Source organism: Nocardioides sp., from assembly GCF_044226305.1.
Lineage (GTDB): Bacteria > Actinomycetota > Actinomycetes > Propionibacteriales > Nocardioidaceae > Nocardioides.
Map to the genome: position 1 here is coordinate 184,509 of NZ_JBGAHF010000002.1, position 14,909 is coordinate 199,417.

At 71.2% G+C, this 14,909-nt stretch carries 16 protein-coding genes; 3 read left to right on the top strand and 13 right to left on the bottom strand.

Going from position 1 to position 14,909, the window contains the following annotated elements; all coding sequences use genetic code 11:
- Positions 1–19: 19 nt before the first annotated feature.
- From ACILQ5_RS02980 to ACILQ5_RS03025, 10 genes are read right to left on the bottom strand one after another with little or no spacing between them, the layout of a single operon-like run.
- Complete coding sequence (locus tag ACILQ5_RS02980; RefSeq protein WP_395656485.1) at positions 20–784, bottom strand: hypothetical protein; 765 nt, start codon at positions 782–784, stop codon at positions 20–22.
- Complete coding sequence (locus tag ACILQ5_RS02985; protein ID WP_395656486.1) at positions 784–1,332, bottom strand: hypothetical protein; 549 nt, start codon at positions 1,330–1,332, stop codon at positions 784–786. The genes ACILQ5_RS02980 and ACILQ5_RS02985 overlap by 1 nt, the downstream gene beginning before the upstream one ends.
- The gene (locus ACILQ5_RS02990; RefSeq protein ID WP_395656487.1) at positions 1,293–2,558 is read right to left on the bottom strand and encodes an MCE family protein; all 1,266 of its coding nucleotides are present in this window, start codon (positions 2,556–2,558) and stop codon (positions 1,293–1,295) included. Before ACILQ5_RS02990 ends, ACILQ5_RS02985 begins: the two co-directional genes overlap by 40 nt.
- Complete coding sequence (locus ACILQ5_RS02995; protein ID WP_395656488.1) at positions 2,555–3,907, bottom strand: MCE family protein; 1,353 nt, start codon at positions 3,905–3,907, stop codon at positions 2,555–2,557. The genes ACILQ5_RS02990 and ACILQ5_RS02995 overlap by 4 nt, the downstream gene beginning before the upstream one ends.
- Entirely contained in the window at positions 3,904–5,121 is a 1,218-nt protein-coding gene (locus ACILQ5_RS03000) for an MCE family protein (protein ID WP_395656489.1), read from the bottom strand. The genes ACILQ5_RS02995 and ACILQ5_RS03000 overlap by 4 nt, the downstream gene beginning before the upstream one ends.
- 23 nt (positions 5,122–5,144) lie before the next feature.
- Complete coding sequence (locus ACILQ5_RS03005) at positions 5,145–6,158, bottom strand: MCE family protein (RefSeq protein ID WP_395656490.1); 1,014 nt, start codon at positions 6,156–6,158, stop codon at positions 5,145–5,147.
- Positions 6,155–7,240 carry an MCE family protein gene (locus tag ACILQ5_RS03010; protein ID WP_395656491.1) on the bottom strand — a complete coding sequence of 362 codons (1,086 nt, stop codon included), beginning with the start codon at positions 7,238–7,240 and terminating at the stop codon, positions 6,155–6,157. Before ACILQ5_RS03010 ends, ACILQ5_RS03005 begins: the two co-directional genes overlap by 4 nt.
- Positions 7,237–8,547: an MCE family protein gene (locus ACILQ5_RS03015; RefSeq protein ID WP_395656492.1), complete on the bottom strand. Its 1,311-nt coding sequence runs from the start codon at positions 8,545–8,547 to the stop codon at positions 7,237–7,239. Before ACILQ5_RS03015 ends, ACILQ5_RS03010 begins: the two co-directional genes overlap by 4 nt.
- A 9-nt stretch (positions 8,548–8,556) precedes the next feature.
- Positions 8,557–9,408 (bottom strand): MlaE family ABC transporter permease, encoded by an 852-nt coding sequence (locus tag ACILQ5_RS03020; RefSeq protein ID WP_395656493.1) that lies wholly within the window; start codon positions 9,406–9,408, stop codon positions 8,557–8,559.
- An 8-nt stretch (positions 9,409–9,416) separates the two neighbouring features.
- Entirely contained in the window at positions 9,417–10,190 is a 774-nt protein-coding gene (locus ACILQ5_RS03025; protein WP_395656494.1) for an MlaE family ABC transporter permease, read from the bottom strand.
- A 182-nt stretch (positions 10,191–10,372) separates the two neighbouring features.
- Between ACILQ5_RS03025 and ACILQ5_RS03030 the strand changes: the two genes are divergently transcribed.
- Both ACILQ5_RS03030 and ACILQ5_RS03035 read left to right on the top strand, forming a co-directional pair.
- Complete coding sequence (locus tag ACILQ5_RS03030; protein ID WP_395656495.1) at positions 10,373–10,924, top strand: DUF1707 domain-containing protein; 552 nt, start codon at positions 10,373–10,375, stop codon at positions 10,922–10,924.
- The gene (locus ACILQ5_RS03035; RefSeq protein WP_395656684.1) at positions 10,918–11,595 is read left to right on the top strand and encodes an ion channel; all 678 of its coding nucleotides are present in this window, start codon (positions 10,918–10,920) and stop codon (positions 11,593–11,595) included. The genes ACILQ5_RS03030 and ACILQ5_RS03035 overlap by 7 nt, the downstream gene beginning before the upstream one ends.
- Before the next feature lie 13 nt (positions 11,596–11,608).
- Here the strand turns inward: ACILQ5_RS03035 and ACILQ5_RS03040 are convergent, their stop codons facing one another.
- Both ACILQ5_RS03040 and ACILQ5_RS03045 read right to left on the bottom strand, forming a co-directional pair.
- Positions 11,609–11,974 (bottom strand): MmcQ/YjbR family DNA-binding protein, encoded by a 366-nt coding sequence (locus tag ACILQ5_RS03040; protein WP_395656496.1) that lies wholly within the window; start codon positions 11,972–11,974, stop codon positions 11,609–11,611.
- Between the two features lie 12 nt (positions 11,975–11,986).
- Entirely contained in the window at positions 11,987–12,568 is a 582-nt protein-coding gene (locus ACILQ5_RS03045) for a hemerythrin domain-containing protein (RefSeq protein WP_395656497.1), read from the bottom strand.
- A 20-nt stretch (positions 12,569–12,588) separates the two neighbouring features.
- Between ACILQ5_RS03045 and ACILQ5_RS03050 the strand changes: the two genes are divergently transcribed.
- Positions 12,589–13,647: an AbrB family transcriptional regulator gene (locus ACILQ5_RS03050; RefSeq protein WP_395656498.1), complete on the top strand. Its 1,059-nt coding sequence runs from the start codon at positions 12,589–12,591 to the stop codon at positions 13,645–13,647.
- Here ACILQ5_RS03050 and ACILQ5_RS03055 read toward each other — a convergent pair.
- Complete coding sequence (locus tag ACILQ5_RS03055) at positions 13,601–14,884, bottom strand: nitrate/nitrite transporter (protein WP_395656499.1); 1,284 nt, start codon at positions 14,882–14,884, stop codon at positions 13,601–13,603. The genes ACILQ5_RS03050 and ACILQ5_RS03055 overlap by 47 nt on opposite strands.
- Positions 14,885–14,909: the final 25 nt, after the last annotated feature.

The following is a 14,909-nucleotide window of genomic DNA, read 5'->3' on the forward strand; positions in this document are numbered from 1 at the left end:
TTCTAGTTTCGCACACTGCTCACTTCGTGTCGATGTCCGACACGAGCCAGCCCTGGTCGGTGTGGACCACGGTGACCAGGGCCCGGTACTGCGCGTAGTCGGTCTTCGGCCGCCCGTCGACCACTTTCTCGACGTACTGGTTGAGGAAGAGCAGCGCCTGCACCTGCTCCGGCGAGGCCTGGACGACGCTCTGCCCGACCGCCTTGACCTGGAGCTTGGTCTTCTGGGCCACGAACTGGTCGCGGATGCTGTCGGCGGTCTGCTGGTACTCCTTCGCGAAGGTCGCGGTCATCTTGTCGGTCGCCTGCGCCACCTGGTCGTCGTAGTCCTCGTAGCTCGTGGACAGGATCGCCTCGGTGGAGCGCGCCGCGGTCTCGACGGCCTCGCCGCGGGTCGCGTCGCCGACGACCACGGGCCGGGCCGCGGACGGCGTGGGGCTGTCGTCGCGGTTGAGGTACCAGAGCTCGGCCAGGCCGACCAGGGCCAGCACGACCACGGCGACCACCAGCGCCACCGTCGTACGGCGGCGGGGTAGCCGGCCGGGGACCGGCTCGTCCGCGGCGGGCTCCTCGGCGACCGGCCCAGCCCCAGTGGGCTCCTCCGCGACCGGCTCCTGCGGACCGGGCTCTTCCGGCGGGTCCGACGGCATGTCCGGCTGGGCCGGCTCCTCCGGGGTGGTCGCGACGGTGTCGTCGGCCGACCGGCTCTGACCGGCGACCTTGCGCGGCCGGCCGGTCGGGTTGCGGGACCCGACGACGCGGCGGGGGCGGGAGCTCTCGGCCATCAGCCCACGAACTCCAGGTTGTTGGTCTTCCACTCGTCGCCGACCTTGGTGAGGTCGAGCTTGAGCCGGAAGTAGCGGGCGACCTTCTCGTTCTTCGTCGAGACGTTGGAGACCGTGCCGGTCGTCGCGGCCAGCACGGTCGCGCTGTCGCCGTCGATGTCGACGACGCCGGCCCAGAGGACCTTGCCGTCCATGACGGACTTCTCGCGCTCGAGCAGCTTCACGACGCCCGCGGTGGAGCTGTCGTACTGCTTCTGGAAGTCACCGGTGGCCCCACCGGCGACGGCGTCGATGCTGGCCTGCGCGTCGCGGTAGTCGATGTTGATGAAAGCCTCGACCTCGGCACGCGCGGCTGCGAGCACGTCGCCGTAGCGCTCCTGCTCGGCCTGGGCCTGCTGGTCGTCGCTGTGCTGCTGCCACACCAGCACGCCACCGAAGACGCAGGCGCAGGCGAGCACCAGCGCCAGCGCGTAGAGCCCGATGTCGAGACGCTTGCGGGAGCCGGGGGTCACCGGCTGGTCACCGGTCCCACCAGCAGCCACTTCCACGCGTCCCCTCCCAGGATCGACAGGTCCCCCTGATCGACGAATCGTACGGTGTGGCCGCGTCCGTCGGCGGCTCCCGACACGATTCCCGTCACCGGGTCGTACGACGACCGGTAGACCGCCCCCGGCGAGCCGTTCCGGGTGTCCTGCGGCGAGTGCTTCGGCCCACGCATCACGTACGGCGGACCGCTCTCGCACTGCGCCGGGTAGATCGGGGCGTCGGTCAGGTCGCTCGGGGGCCGCCACCGGTCGGGCGGCTTGTAGCCCGCGGTGCACGGCGGCGTCGAGTCGGTCTGGAGGTTGACGTGGCCGTAGCCGTCGCCCGGGGTGCCGGTGAAGCCGGAGGCGATCACGCGGGGGTAGGTCACCAGCAGCTGCTCGACCCCGGCGAGGTTGGAGACGACCACCTGGTTCACGCTCACGGCGTTGCCGAGCAGCACCGGCAGGGTCGGCTCGAGGTCCTTCAGCAGGGCGTCGACCTCGCGGGCCGCCCCGGGCGTGTCGTCGAGGACCTGCGCGAGGTCGTCGTCGCCGGCGGCGAGCGCGTCGGTGAGGCGGTGCAGCTCGCGGGCGAGGGTGCGGATGTTGTCGCCCTCCCCCTGCTGGGTCGACAGCACCCGCTCGCCGCGGTCGAGGAGCCGGATCGTGTCGTCGGTGTGGGCCGAGGCGGTGCGGACGAACGTGCTGCCGCTGTCGAGCAGGTGCTGGAGGGGGCGTCCGGTGTCGTCGAACATCGTGCCGAGCTCACGCACCACGGTCTGCAGGTTGTCCTTGTCGACCGAGCCGACGAACTTGTCGAGCTCGACGAGCAGGTCGCCCTCGTCGACCGGCAGCGAGTCGGCCGAGCCGTGGAATGTGTCGCCGGCCTCGGCGTAGGGGCCCTGGTCGTCGGGCGGCTCGAAGTCGAGGTACTGCTCACCGACCGCCGAGAGGTTGTGCACGTACATCGGCGAGTCCAGCGGCAGCTCGGTGCCGTCCTCGAGGGCCAGGTCGAGCGTCACGCCCTCGCGGGTCGCGGTCATCGCCTTGACCTGACCGACCTTGACCCCGCGGTAGGTGACCTCGCTGCCCTCGAAGAGGCCGCCGGACTGCGGGAGCGTGGCGTGGACGGTGATGCCACGGCCGAGCACCCGGTCGACCAGCCCGAGGTAGCTGCCGGCGATGTAGACGATGCCGACGGCGCTCAGCACGACGAACGCCATGATGCGGACCTTCACCCCGCGGCTCACGACGAGCCCCCGAACAGGGCCGCCGCGCTCGGCGCGGGTGTGGGGGCGCCGTCGGTCAGGGCGCGGCCGAGTCCGCCGCCGCCCAGGGCGTCACCGAGGCCGCCGCCCAGACCGCCCAGGATCCCGCCGAGGCCGCCGAGACCACCGCCGCCGCTGCCCGGGAGCGCCTCGACGATGGTGCACACCGGGTTGCCGTCGTACTTCTTCTTGCGGCACTGCTTCTTCAGCTGCTTGACCAGGTCGGCGGAGGCGAGCACCTTCTGGCACGCCTTGCTCTGCAGGTCGCCGCTGCGCAGGCACTTCTCGACCAGGGTCAGGACGTGCCCGGGGTCGACCACCGGCGGGATGCCGCCGCCCGGCTGGCCGGGGATGATGTTCTCGAGGTTGATGTCGGCGCGGATCGAGGTGTTCGCGTAGTCGCCCTTGACGATCTCCGAGGCCTCCTTGGGGAACGGGAAGCTCACCAGGAGGTTGAGCCCGGGCGCGAGCTTGTCGCCGGCCTGGTGCAGCCGGGCCAGCAGCGGCTGGAGGTGGTCGAGCGAGGCGAGGATGTCGTCCTTGCTCTGCCCGATGACCCGGGTGCCGACCACGCCCAGCCGGTCCAGCGACCGCAGCATCGCGATCAGCTGGTCGTGCTGGGCGGCCAGCACCTCCACCGCGGGGCCGGTCACGTCGAGGGCGTCGGTGATCGTCTTCTTCTCGGCGTTCAGCGTCGAGGTGAGGTGGTCGATGGAGTCCATCGCGTGCACGATGTCCTCCTTCTGCGCGTCGATGGTGCCGACCACGTCCTGCAGCGAGCCGAGCAGGTGTCGAAGCCGGTCGGTCCGGCCGTCCATCACGGCGTTGAGCTCGTGGGTGATCGTGCCGAGCTGGCCGACGCCCCCGCCGCTGAGCAGGAACGACAGCGCGCCGAGCACCTCCTCGACCTCCGGGTTGCGGCCGGTGTCGGCCAGCGGGATCTCGTCGCCGTCCGAGAGCGTGCCGTGCGCGCCGGAGGAGGGCGGCTCCAGCGCGACGTACTTCTCGCCGAGCAGGCTGGCCTGCCGGATCTCGGCGACGGCGTTGTCGGGCAGGTCGACGTCGTCGCGGATCCGCAGGGTGACCTGGGCGTGCCAGCCGACCCGCTCGACCTCGGTCACCTCGCCGACGGTGACGTCGTCGACCATCACCGGCGACCGCGGCACCACGTTGAGGATGTCGGCGAACTCCGCGGTGACGTCGTAGGAGTGGTCGGCGTCGACCGGCGACCCGGGCAGCGGCAGGTCGTAGGCGCCGTCGAACTGGCACCCGGACGAGGTGACGGCGAGCCCGGTCAGCAGGACCACGGCGGCGAGGAGGCGGCGTCTCACGGCGTCCCTCCCATCAGCGCGCCGAGCGACCCGGCCCCCGAGGCGGCGTACTGCTGGACCCGATTGAGGCCGGGCGTGCCCGTGGTGCCGGAGGTGCCCGGCCGGCCGGAGGCACCCGGCGGGATCGTCGGCACCTGTCCCGCGACCGGCTCGAGCAGCTGCTTGAACAGCTTGCAGGCGAGGTCGGCGCTGGCCTGGGGCAGGCCGGCCTGCTGCACCACGGCGCAGAGGAAGCCGTCGGCGTCCCAGACGTTGCCGCTGATGCCGATCCGGGAGCCGATCGTGCCCGTGCGGTTGTTGAACGCCAGCGCGAGGTTGCCGATCGCCGTCGGCGCGACCCGGAGCGCGGTGTCGATGCTGTCCTTCTCGGAGCCGATCGTCTTCACCACCCGCGTGAGCTGCTCGACGTCGTCGACCAGGGCCTGCCGGTTGTCGTGGACGAAGGTCTTGACGGTCCCGACCGCCTGCGCCACCGAGGCCAGCGCGGCGCGGATCTCGGTGCGCTCGTCGGCGAGCTGGCCCGAGACGCCCGCGAGGTCGCGCAGGAAGGCGCGGACGAACCGGTCGTTCTCGGCCAGCGTGGTCGTGAACCGGGCGAGCTGGCTGACGGTGTCGAACAGCGGGCCGGAGCCGTCGCCGAACGTCTGCGCCGCCTGCGCGAGCCGGGTGAGCATCTGGTTGCCGAGCGCGCCCTTGCCGTCGAGGGCGTGGGCGCCGGCGGCGAGCACGTGGTCGAGCGTGCCGTCCTTGTTGACCCCGTTGGGACCGAGCGCCTCGGAGAGGTCGCGCAGGCTGGCGTAGATCCGGTCCAGCTCGACGGGGACGCCGGTGTCGGGCAGCGGGATGTCCGCGCCGTCGGCCATCAGCTCGTCCCCGGAGTGGTACGCCGGGGTGAGCTGGACGTAGCGGTCGGCGACGAGCGTCGGCGTCACGATGACGGCCTTCGCGCCGTCGGGCACGCGGTACTGCGCGTCGTACTCCATGTCGACGCGCACCGAGTTGCCCTCGGGCGTCACAGCGGTGACCCGGCCGACGTTCACCCCGAGGATCCGGACGTCGCTGCCCTGGTAGACGCTCACCGCGCGCGGGAAGTGCGCGGTGAGGGTCTTCGTCTCGGTGTCGTCGCGGAGCAGGACGACGTACGCCGTCACCGCCAGCACCACGGCGAGCACGGCGGCGACCACGCGCCCGCTGACGCGGGTGAGGGCGTCCATCGCTCCCCTCGTGACCGGCGCCATCACTGGCCCCCGTCCGTGAAGCCCGGCTGGAACTCTCCGGTCGGGATCGCCAGCAGGTTGGAGGCGTAGGCGTCGAACCAGGGCCCGGTGCCGATGATGTTGCCGAGGATGGAGACGTAGGGTCCGAGCGCGTGGAGGGTGGCCTTGAGCTCCTTGTCCTTGCTGTTGAGCAGGGCGAGCAGGTCGTGCACCTCCGCCAGTGCCGGCGCCATCTGGGCCTGGTTGTCCTCGGCGACGCCACGCAGCTGGTCGGCGAGGTCGCGGGCGTTCACCAGCAGCAGGTGGATCGCCTCCTTGCGGCGCGCGACCTCCTGGAGCACGAGGTCGCTGTGCTTCATCAGGTCGACGAGGTCCTCCCCGCGCTGGGCCAGCACGGTGCTGACGCCCTGGGCGCTCTTCAGCAGCGCCTGGATCTGCTGGTCACGGGAGGCCACCGACTGCGAGAGCCGCGCGATGCCGCGGAAGCTCGCCTCGATCTCGGGGGCCGCCTGGTTGGTGGTGTCGGCGACGACGTCGAGGGCCTTGCTCAGCTGGTCGGTGTCGATCCGCTCGGTGGTCTGCGTCAGGTCGCTGAACACACCGACGATGTCGTACGCCGACTCGGTGCGGTCCAGCGGGATCACGTCGTCCTCGCCGAGCTGCCCGTCCCCCGCGGGCTGGAGGTTGAGGTACTTCTCGCCGAGCAGGTTGAGCACCTCGATCGAGGCGCGGCTCTGGGTGCCGAACTCGACGCCGTTGTCGACCTCGAAGGTGACCACGACCTTGTCGTCGCCACCACCGTCGGCCTCGAGACCGACGTCCTGCACCCGGCCGACCCGGATGCCGCCGACCTGGACCATGTCGCCGCGGTGCAGGCCGCTGGCGTCGCTGAACTCGGCGCGGAACGTGCCACCCTTGAAGCCGGGGAACTGGGACAGGTTGAAGGCGGCCGCCATCACCAGCAGCATCACGACGATCGTGATCGCACCCAGGCGGAGGACCCGGGCGTCGCTGTACTTGCGGGAGTCGGTCATGGCGCACTCGCCCCGTTGCAGCGCGGCGCGGTCGAGTGGAAGTCGAGGTGGTTGAGCTGCTGCATGAGCTGGCGGACCCCGGGCAGCGCGCCGAGGCCGGCCGGCAGGGTGATCCGGCCGCTGAACCCGCAGATGTAGTAGCTGTACCAGGACCCGTAGGTGCCGGTCCGGGTCTGGTCGGTCATCGACTCCGGCAGCCGGTCGAGGAGGTCGACGAGGTTCGCGCTGTTCTTCTTCTCGTTGAGCAGCGCCGCGAGCTGCCGCAGCTTGGCCACGTCGGACTTCACCAGCGGTCGGCCCTGCCGCAGCAGGTCGGCGACGACGACGGTGAGGTCGGAGATGTTGCTGAGCGAGGAGCCGAGCACGTGCCGGTCGCGGGCCAGGTCGGCCATCCAGTTCTTCAGCCCGATGACCAGGTCGTTGAGCTGCTGGTGCCGGCTGTCGACGGTCGTCAGCGTCTGGGAGAGGTTGTCGACGACGCGGCCGATCAGCTCGTCGCGGTCGGCGAGGGTGTTGGTCAGCGACGCCGTCTCGGCCAGCAGGCTCTGCACGGTGCCGCCCTCGCCCTGCAGCACCTGGACCAGGTTCATGCTCAGGTCGTTGACCTGCTGGGGGTTGAGTGCCTGGAAGAGCGGCTGGAAGCCGTTGAAGAGCGTCGTGAGGTCGAGCGCCGGCCGGGTCTGGCTGACCGGGATCGTGCCCCCGGGCTCCAGTGGCTCCGCGTCGCGGTCCGCGCCCTCCTCCAGGGCGAGGTAGCGGTCACCCACGAGGTTGAGGAACCGGATCTGCGCCTGCGACGCCGTCGTCAGGGGCACGTCGGACTTCACGCGGAAGGTCACCAGCGCGCCGGTGCGGTGGTAGTGCTCGACGCTCTTGACCTCGCCCACGCTCACGCCGGCGACCCGGACGTCGTCACCCTTCTCGAGCATCGAGGCGGTCGTGAAGACGGCCTGGTACGTCGTACCGCTGCCGAACCCGATGTTGCCCATGATCGCGGCGAGCAGGCCGGTGACCAGCACGGAGACGACCGTGAAGACCGCCAGCTTGATCCCGGCCTTGATCGTCGTCGAGTTCCTACTCATCGGGCCGGCACCCCCTCGCGCAGGAGCGGGCCGAACATCAGCGAGCCGAGCGAGCCGAAGGTGTCGGCGGACAGCCCGGTCCGCTCCGCCAGGAGCGCGTTGACGACCTGCTGCTCACCCGCGGTGCCGGAGTAGTCGGTGCCCGGCCGGTTGAGCCCCTGGAGGAAGGTCGGGGCCGGCGAGGTCGGCGGGTGCTCGTCGATGTCGCTGCCCTGCTCGAGCGCGATCGGCGGGGACGGCACCTGCGGGTTCGGGAGACCCAGGCACCAGGGTCCGTGCCCGACCTCGCCGTACACGGGCTGGTCGCTCTTGTCGTACGCGTGGTACTGCGGGGTGCCGAACTCGATGTACTGCTTGACCTGGTTGCCCTCGAAGGTGCGGGCCAGCCGGGGCGCGTAGCGCGCGGCGCCCTCGATCAGGCAGGGCAGCTCGGGCGAGTAGACGGCGAGCAGCCGCAGCACCGGCGCGGTCACCTGGCCGACGCGGATCAGGTTGGCCTCGTTGTCACGGAGCACCCGGGTGGAGGTGTCCGCGAGGCCGCCGAGGTCGGCGAAGAAGGTGCCGAGCTGCTCGCGGTGGTCGATGATCGTGCGCCCGGTCGTCGTCACGTTGCGCAGCACACCGAGCAGGTCGGGGGCCGCGAGGTCGTAGGTGTCGGCGACGTCGGCGAGCTTGATCAGGTCGGTGCGCAGCGTGGGCAGGTGGTCGGAGATCCGGCCCAGGTAGTGGTCGAGCTCGTCCATGGTCTCGCCGAGCTGCTCGCCCCGGCCGCCCAGCGCCGTGGCGAGGGCGTTCAGCGTCGCGTTCAGGTCGGCCGGCCGCACCGAGCGCAGCAGCGGGAAGAGCCGCGCGAGGATGCGGCTCAGCTCGACGTTGGTCTCGACCCGGCTGGCCGGGATCACGTCCCCGTCGGCGAGCGGGGTGCCGGACGGGTCCTCCGGCAGCACGAACGAGACGAACTTCTGGCCGAAGAGGGTCGTGGGGAGGATCTGCACCGACACGTTGTCGGGGATCCGCTCGGCCTCGTCGGGGTCGAGCGCGACGGTGATCTCGGCGTGGTTGTCGACCTCGGTGACGCTGCGCACCTGGCCGACGAGGGCGCCGTGGACGCGCACGTCGCCGAACTTCGCCAGCTGCAGGCCGGCCCGGTCGGCCTGGATCGTGACGGTCGTGACATGGGCGAACGCCTTGTCGTAGATCGCGATCGAGAGCGTGATGAGCAGCGCGATCGCGGTCAGGAAGACCACGCCCGCGACCACCAGCCGCCGGTGCTCCCGGGGGCTGTCGTGGTAGATGTTCACCAGCATCCGAGCGCCCTACCCCGTGATCCGCACCGTGGTCGTGGAGCCCCAGATCGCGAAGCTGAGGAAGAAGTCGGCGACGACGATCGTCACGATGCTCGTGCGGATCGCCCGGCCGACCGCCATCCCCACGCCGGCGGGGCCGCCGGAGGCGGTGTAGCCGTAGTAGCAGTGGATGAGGATGACCGCGGTCGCCAGGAACAGCAGCTTGAAGAACGACCACAGCATGTCGATCGGCGGCAGGAACGCCAGGAAGTAGTGGTCGTAGGTCCCGGGCGACTGGCCGTAGATCAGCGTCGTGATCAGCCGCGGCGAGAGGTACGACGCGCACAGCGCCACGATGTAGAGCGGGATCACCGCGATGAACGCCGCCACCATCCGGGTGGTGACCAGGAACGGGAGCGACGGGATGCCCATCACCTCGAGCGCGTCGATCTCCTCGGAGATCCGCATCGCGCCCAGGCGGGCGGTGTAGCCGCACCCGACCGTCGCGGCCAGCGCGATCGAGGAGACCAGCGGCGCGACCTCGCGGGTGTTGAAGTAGGCGGAGATGAAGGCGCTGAACTTGGCGACGCCGATCTGGCTCAGGGACGCGTAGCCCTGGATGCCGACCTCGGTGCCCGCGAAGAACGCGAGGAACGCGATCACGCCCACGGTGCCCGCGATCATGCTCAACCCGCCGGCGCCGAAGGTGACCTCGGCCAGGGTGTTGACGATCTCGCGCGGGTAGCGCTTGACCGCCCGGGGCGTCCAGGACAGCGCCTTCACGTAGAAGAACAGCTGGTCGCCGTACGCCTCGAGGGAGTCGCGGCGGCCCCGGACGAAGGAGCCGCCGAGACCGAGGAACTGCGAGGAGAGCTGGGACATCGGCCGCCTCACAGCCCCGGGGGTGGGACGACCTGGAAGTAGATGGCCGTGATCACCGCGTTGAGGAAGAACAGCAGCATGAAGGCGACGATCACCGACTCGTTGACCGCCCGCCCGACGCCGCTCGGGCCGCCTCCGGCGTTGAGGCCCTTGTAGGCGCCGACGATCGCGGCGAGCCACCCGAAGACGACCGCCTTGACCATCGAGATGTAGAGGTCGGGGAGGCTGGCCAGCGCCGTGAAGGAGGAGAGGAACGCGCCCGCGGAGCCGCCCTGCACGATGACGGTGAAGAAGTAGCCGCCGCCGATGCCGGCTCCGATGACGATGCCGTTGATCATCAGCGCGACGAACATCGTGGCGACCACGCGGGGGGCGATCAGCCGCTCGAGCGGGTCGACGCCGAGCACCTCCATCGCGTCGATCTCCTCGCGGATCTTGCGGGCGCCCATGTCGGAGCAGATCGCCGACCCGGCGGCGCCGGCGATGATGAGGGCCGCCGCGATCGGCGCGGCCTCCCGGACCACTGCGAGGACCGCGGTCGCCCCGGCGAAGGACTGGGCGCCGAGCTGGCCGGTCAGGTTGCCGACCTGCAGCGAGATGACCGCACCGAACGGGATCGAGACCAAGATGGTCGGCATCAGCGTGACGCTGGTGATGAACCAGGCCTGCTCCACGAACTCCCGGAACTGGAAGGGGCGCGTGAAGATCCGCTTGGTGACCTCGACGACCATCACGGCGATCTCGCCCGGTCCCCGGATCACCGACGCGGCAGAGAACGCCATCCCCACACCTCCCGGAACCTGTCTAGACAGCCCGCACAGAGTAGAACGTGTTCTCGTTCCGGGCAACGCGCCTGCCCGCTCCGTGTCTCCCGCCCAGGTCAACGACGGTCCTCCCCTGGGGTGACGCGGCCGAAACGTGGGTCGGCCACGTGGGCTGGACCGGGGCTCCTACGATGAGCGGCGTGGAGCAGGAGGTCTGGTCGTCGTTCACGCACGACCCACGGGACCGTCGCTACACGGGCATCCGGGCCTCCGACCAGGACCGCGCGATCGTGCTCCAGGTGCTGGGCGAGGCGTACGCCGACGGCCGGCTCGACCGGGACGAGTACGACGACCGCAGCGCCCGGGTGGGCTCGGTGCGGGTGCTCGGCGACGTCAACCCGCTGCTCTCCGACCTGGTCGCGGCCCGGGTGAGCGGGGACCTGGACCTGCGGCGCGCCTCGCGCACCGACCTCGAGGTGATCGCCGAGCGGCACTTCCGGTTCAAGCGCCGGGAGGCGGCCTTCTCGTTCCTGGGCGCCAGCCTGATCACGACGGCCATCTGGTTCGCGACCTGCTGGGGCGGCGACGGGTTCGACCCCTACTTCTTCTGGCCCGGCTTCGTCATTGCGATCACCCTCCTCAACCTGGTGCGCACCGCGGCGTCCCACGCCGAGATCGTCGACACCGAGGTCCGCCGGCTCGAGCGCAAGCGCGACAAGGAGCAACGGCGCCCCGGTTGGCCACCGTGGTGAGCCTGCGCGGGTCGGTCGAGACCGCGCGGACCCACCCCTCGGGGGTGCTGCTGGTCGTCCAGCTGTTCACCGTGCTCGCCTACCCGTTCCTCGGCGACTCGGTCTGGGGCCGGTCGGTCCTCGGCGTGGTCCAGCTCTGCGTGGTCGTGGCGGCCCTGGCGGCGGTGCGCCGCACGCCGGCACTCACCTGGTTCGCCGTCCTGCTCGGCGTCCCGGCGATGCTGTTCACGATCCTCGAGGCCTTCCAGCCGGACCAGGACACCGTCGTGCTGGTCTCCGCGCTGCTGCACGCGCCCTTCTACTTCTACGTGTCCTACGCGATGATCCGCTACCTCTTCCACGACGAGCGGGTCACCCGGGACGAGCTGTTCGCGACCGGTGCCGCGTTCACGGTGGTCGCCTGGGGGTTCGCCTACGTGTACGCCGCCACGCAGGTGATCTGGCCGGGCTCGTTCGTCGGCACCGGCGGCGCCGGCGACCGGCCCTGGTTCGAGCTGCTCTTCCTGTCCTTCTCCACGCTCACCAGTGTCGGACTCTCCGACATCGTCCCGGTCGGCGAGCACGCGCGGTCCTTCCTCATGGTCGAGGCGGTGGCCGGGGTCTTCTACGTGGCGCTCGTCGTCGCGCGCCTGGTCGGGCTCACGGTCCTGGGCCGGCGCCCGGAGGCCTGAGCCCCGCAGCCGCTCAGCCCTCCCAGCCGGGCGGACGGACCTTCTTCGGCAGCTTCTCGACCACGAGCCGGTAGGACTCGTCGACGGCCTCGAGCAGGTCCTCGTCGGGGATCGCTCCCCCGAACGCCAGGTCGTTCCAGCCGGACCGGCCGATGTAACGCATCACCGTCGCGTCGCCCGGGAACCGGTGCAGCCACTCGTCGGCGACCTCACGGGTCGGCCCGCTCTTGACCCCGACGCCGCCGGCACCGAGGAACGCGAAGATCTTGCCCCGCTCCCCCTCGCCGACCTTGACCACCGGGTGGTCGTGGTCCCAGGGGTTGTCCGCCCAGGCGCCGGGCTTGGCCAGGCAGTACTCCTGCATCCGCTCGACGTCCACGTCCGGTCCCCCTCAGTTCTCGTCGTCGCCCTCGTCGTCGCCCTCGTCGTCGCCCTCGTCGTCGAGCAGGCCCCGCTCGCGGGCGCTCTCGACGATCCGGCGGACGTTCTCGATCCGTCCGCAGTCGGCGTCGACCTGCGCGTTGCGCTCCTGGGCGAACAGCGCACCCAGCTCGGCACGCACCTGCGGGCCGACGCCCTCACGAGCCGGGTTGAGGATCGTCAGCTCCTCCTCGGTGAGGTGGTGGTTGACCACCCGGGCCAGCTCCTCGACCGCGTCCTCGAAGGCCTGCGTGTCGGTGCCCTTGAGCTCGAGGACGGCGAGCAGCGCCTCGTTGCCCTCGGCGTGCTCCTCGATCCCGTGCTCGGCCTCGTGGTCGTCGACCGCGTTCTTGCGCTCGAGCTTGGGGTAGACGTGCCGCTCCTCGGCCTCGGCGTGCGCGACATGCAGGGTGGCGAACGCCCGGCGGACCGCGTCCCGGTCCTGGCTGCTGTCGCGCAGGTCGCGCAGCAGCGCCTCGAACCGCCGGTGGTCGTCGAGGATCAGGTCCACCACATCGCCCTGGACGGGCCTGCCGAGATCGATGTTCGTCATGGCCCGTAGCGTAGGTCGCGATGACCGGACGCGAGCGCGGGCCCTGGCGGGCCGCGCTGCTCGTCCTCGGCGTCACCGTCGCGCTGTCCCTGGCCCTGACGCTCCTCCACGTGCCGTCGGCGGTGCTGTTCGGTGCGCTGCTCGGCGGGATGGCGCACGCGCTCACGTCGCCGCGCGTCCTCGCGCTGCCGGCCTGGGTGTTCCGCGGCGGCCAGGGCCTGATCGGGATCACGATCGGCTCACTGGTCAGCCTGTCCGACCTCGGCGCGATGGGACCTGCCCTGCTCCCGATCCTGGCCGTCACGGTCGGCACCATCGCGATCAGCCTGCTCGCCGGCCGGGTGCTGGCCGTCCGCAGCGACGTGAGCCGGGTGACCGGGGCGTTCGCGATGATCGCCGGGGGCGCCTCGGGGGTCGTGGCCGTCGCCCGGGACCTCGGCGCGGACGACCGGGTGGTCACGGTCGTGCAGTACCTGCGGGTCTTCGTCGTGCTGGTCACCATCCCGCTGGTGACCGGGGTCGTCTTCCACCCCGACCACGGGCTCGGGCGGTTCGACGCCGGCGGCGCGTCCCTCCCGGCCGACCTGGGCTACACCGCGGTCGCACTCGCCGGCGGGCTCCTGCTCGCCCGTCTGGTCCCCGTCAGCACGGCCACCCTGCTCGGTCCGCTGGTGGTCGCCGTGGCGCTCTCGGCGACCGGCTGGTGGGGCGAGCCGGTCGTGCCGACGGCGCTGCAGTGGCTGGCCTACGCCGTCATCGGCGTCCAGGTCGGGCTGCGGTTCACGCGGGCCAGCCTCGCGTCGATCGCGCGGATGCTCCCGGTGGTGCTGCTGATCATCGTCGCGATGGTGGCCGCGACCGCCCTCATGGGCGCGCTGCTGGCCTGGCTGACGCCGGTCGACGGCCTGACGGCGTACCTGGCGACGACGCCGGGCGGGCTGTTCGCCGTCCTCGCCATCGCGGCCGACAGCGGCTCGGACGTCACCTACGTGATGGCGGTCCAGCTGTTCCGGCTGCTGGTGATCTTGGCGTTCACGCCGCTGCTCGCGCGCCTTCTTCGAGCGCGCGGCGGTCGATGACCCGGCGGGCCTGCTGGCGGTAGCGGTAGACCTGGGAGAGCCCGAGCGCCCAGATGAGGTACTGGGTGCTCATCGCCCAGCGGAACGCCGAGGGCGTGTAGCCGGTGCCCGAGCCCGGGGTGCGCCAGTCGAGCACCAGGCCGATGGAGATCACCAGCACCAGGCTGGCGATGAAGCCGCCCTGGTTGATGATCCCGCTGGCGCTCGCGAACCGCTCCTTCGGGTTCGACGTGCGACCGACGTCGAAGCCGATCATCGACGCCGGCCCGCCGACGCCGACGACGAGGACGAGCACGACGAGCAGCGCGGTCGGTGCGTGCCCCGGCCAGCTCAGGACGGCGGTCCACACGACGACGATCGCGGAGACGATCGTCAGGACCATCGTCGAGCGGTGCCACGGGTGCCGGCCCACCAGCCAGCCCAGGACCGGGCCGGAGGCCATCACCGCGAGCACCATCAGGGTCAGCAGCAGGCCGGCGGTCGCCGAGGACTGGTGCTCGCCCTTGACGAAGAACGGGTAGCCCCACAGCAGGCTGAGCGCGGTCGCGCTGAACTGGGTGGAGAAGTGCATCCAGAAGCCGAGGCGGGTCCCCGGGTGGGCCCACGACGCCGAGAGGCTCTGGCGGACCTCCGCGAGCGAGAGCGACGGGCCACGCAGGTTGCGGTGGGTGGGGCTGTCGTGGAGCAGCACGAGCACGGCCACGGCGAGGAACACGCCGACCGAGGCCGCGACCAGGTAGGCCCGGGTCCAGCCGAGGTTGCCCAGCGCCCAGGTCATCGGGACGGCGGCGACCACGGCGCCGAGCTGGCCGAGGGTGCCGGTCAGCTGGGTGACCAGCGGGATCCGCCGGGCCGGGAACCAGCTGCTGACCAGCCGCAGCACGCAGATGAAGGTCATCGCGTCGCCGACGCCGACGAAGATCCGGGCGACCAACCCGGCGGCGTAGCTGTCGGCCAGCGCGAAGCCGGCCTGGGCGACGGTGAGCAGCACCGTTCCGCAGAGCAGCACCGTGCGGGAGCCGTAGCGGTCGACCAGGAGTCCCACCGGCACCTGCATGGCGGCGTACACGGCCAGCTGGAGCATCGTGAACGTCGCCAGCTGCGAGGCGGTGATGTCGAACCGGTCGGCCGCGGCGAGGCCGGCGACCGCCAGCGAGGAGCGGTGGAAGACCGCCACCAGGTACACGAGCAGCCCGACCGCCCACACCGTCCAGGCGTTGCGGATCGCGGGCTTCACTCCCGGGATCCTAGATCTGCCCCAC

Bases quoted from the DNA above. Each gene is read 5' to 3' on its own strand.
- ACILQ5_RS02980 (WP_395656485.1), bottom strand. From the start codon at position 784: ATGGCCGAGAGCTCCCGCCCCCGCCGCGTCGTCGGGTCCCGCAACCCG.
- ACILQ5_RS03000 (WP_395656489.1), bottom strand. From the start codon at position 5,121: ATGGACGCCCTCACCCGCGTCAGCGGGCGCGTGGTCGCCGCCGTGCTC.
- ACILQ5_RS03005 (WP_395656490.1), bottom strand. From the start codon at position 6,158: ATGACCGACTCCCGCAAGTACAGCGACGCCCGGGTCCTCCGCCTGGGT.
- ACILQ5_RS03010 (WP_395656491.1), bottom strand. From the start codon at position 7,240: ATGAGTAGGAACTCGACGACGATCAAGGCCGGGATCAAGCTGGCGGTC.
- ACILQ5_RS03015 (WP_395656492.1), bottom strand. From the start codon at position 8,547: ATGCTGGTGAACATCTACCACGACAGCCCCCGGGAGCACCGGCGGCTG.
- ACILQ5_RS03020 (WP_395656493.1), bottom strand. From the start codon at position 9,408: ATGTCCCAGCTCTCCTCGCAGTTCCTCGGTCTCGGCGGCTCCTTCGTC.
- ACILQ5_RS03025 (WP_395656494.1), bottom strand. From the start codon at position 10,190: ATGGCGTTCTCTGCCGCGTCGGTGATCCGGGGACCGGGCGAGATCGCC.
- ACILQ5_RS03045 (WP_395656497.1), bottom strand. From the start codon at position 12,568: ATGACGAACATCGATCTCGGCAGGCCCGTCCAGGGCGATGTGGTGGAC.
- ACILQ5_RS03050 (WP_395656498.1), top strand. From the start codon at position 12,589: ATGACCGGACGCGAGCGCGGGCCCTGGCGGGCCGCGCTGCTCGTCCTC.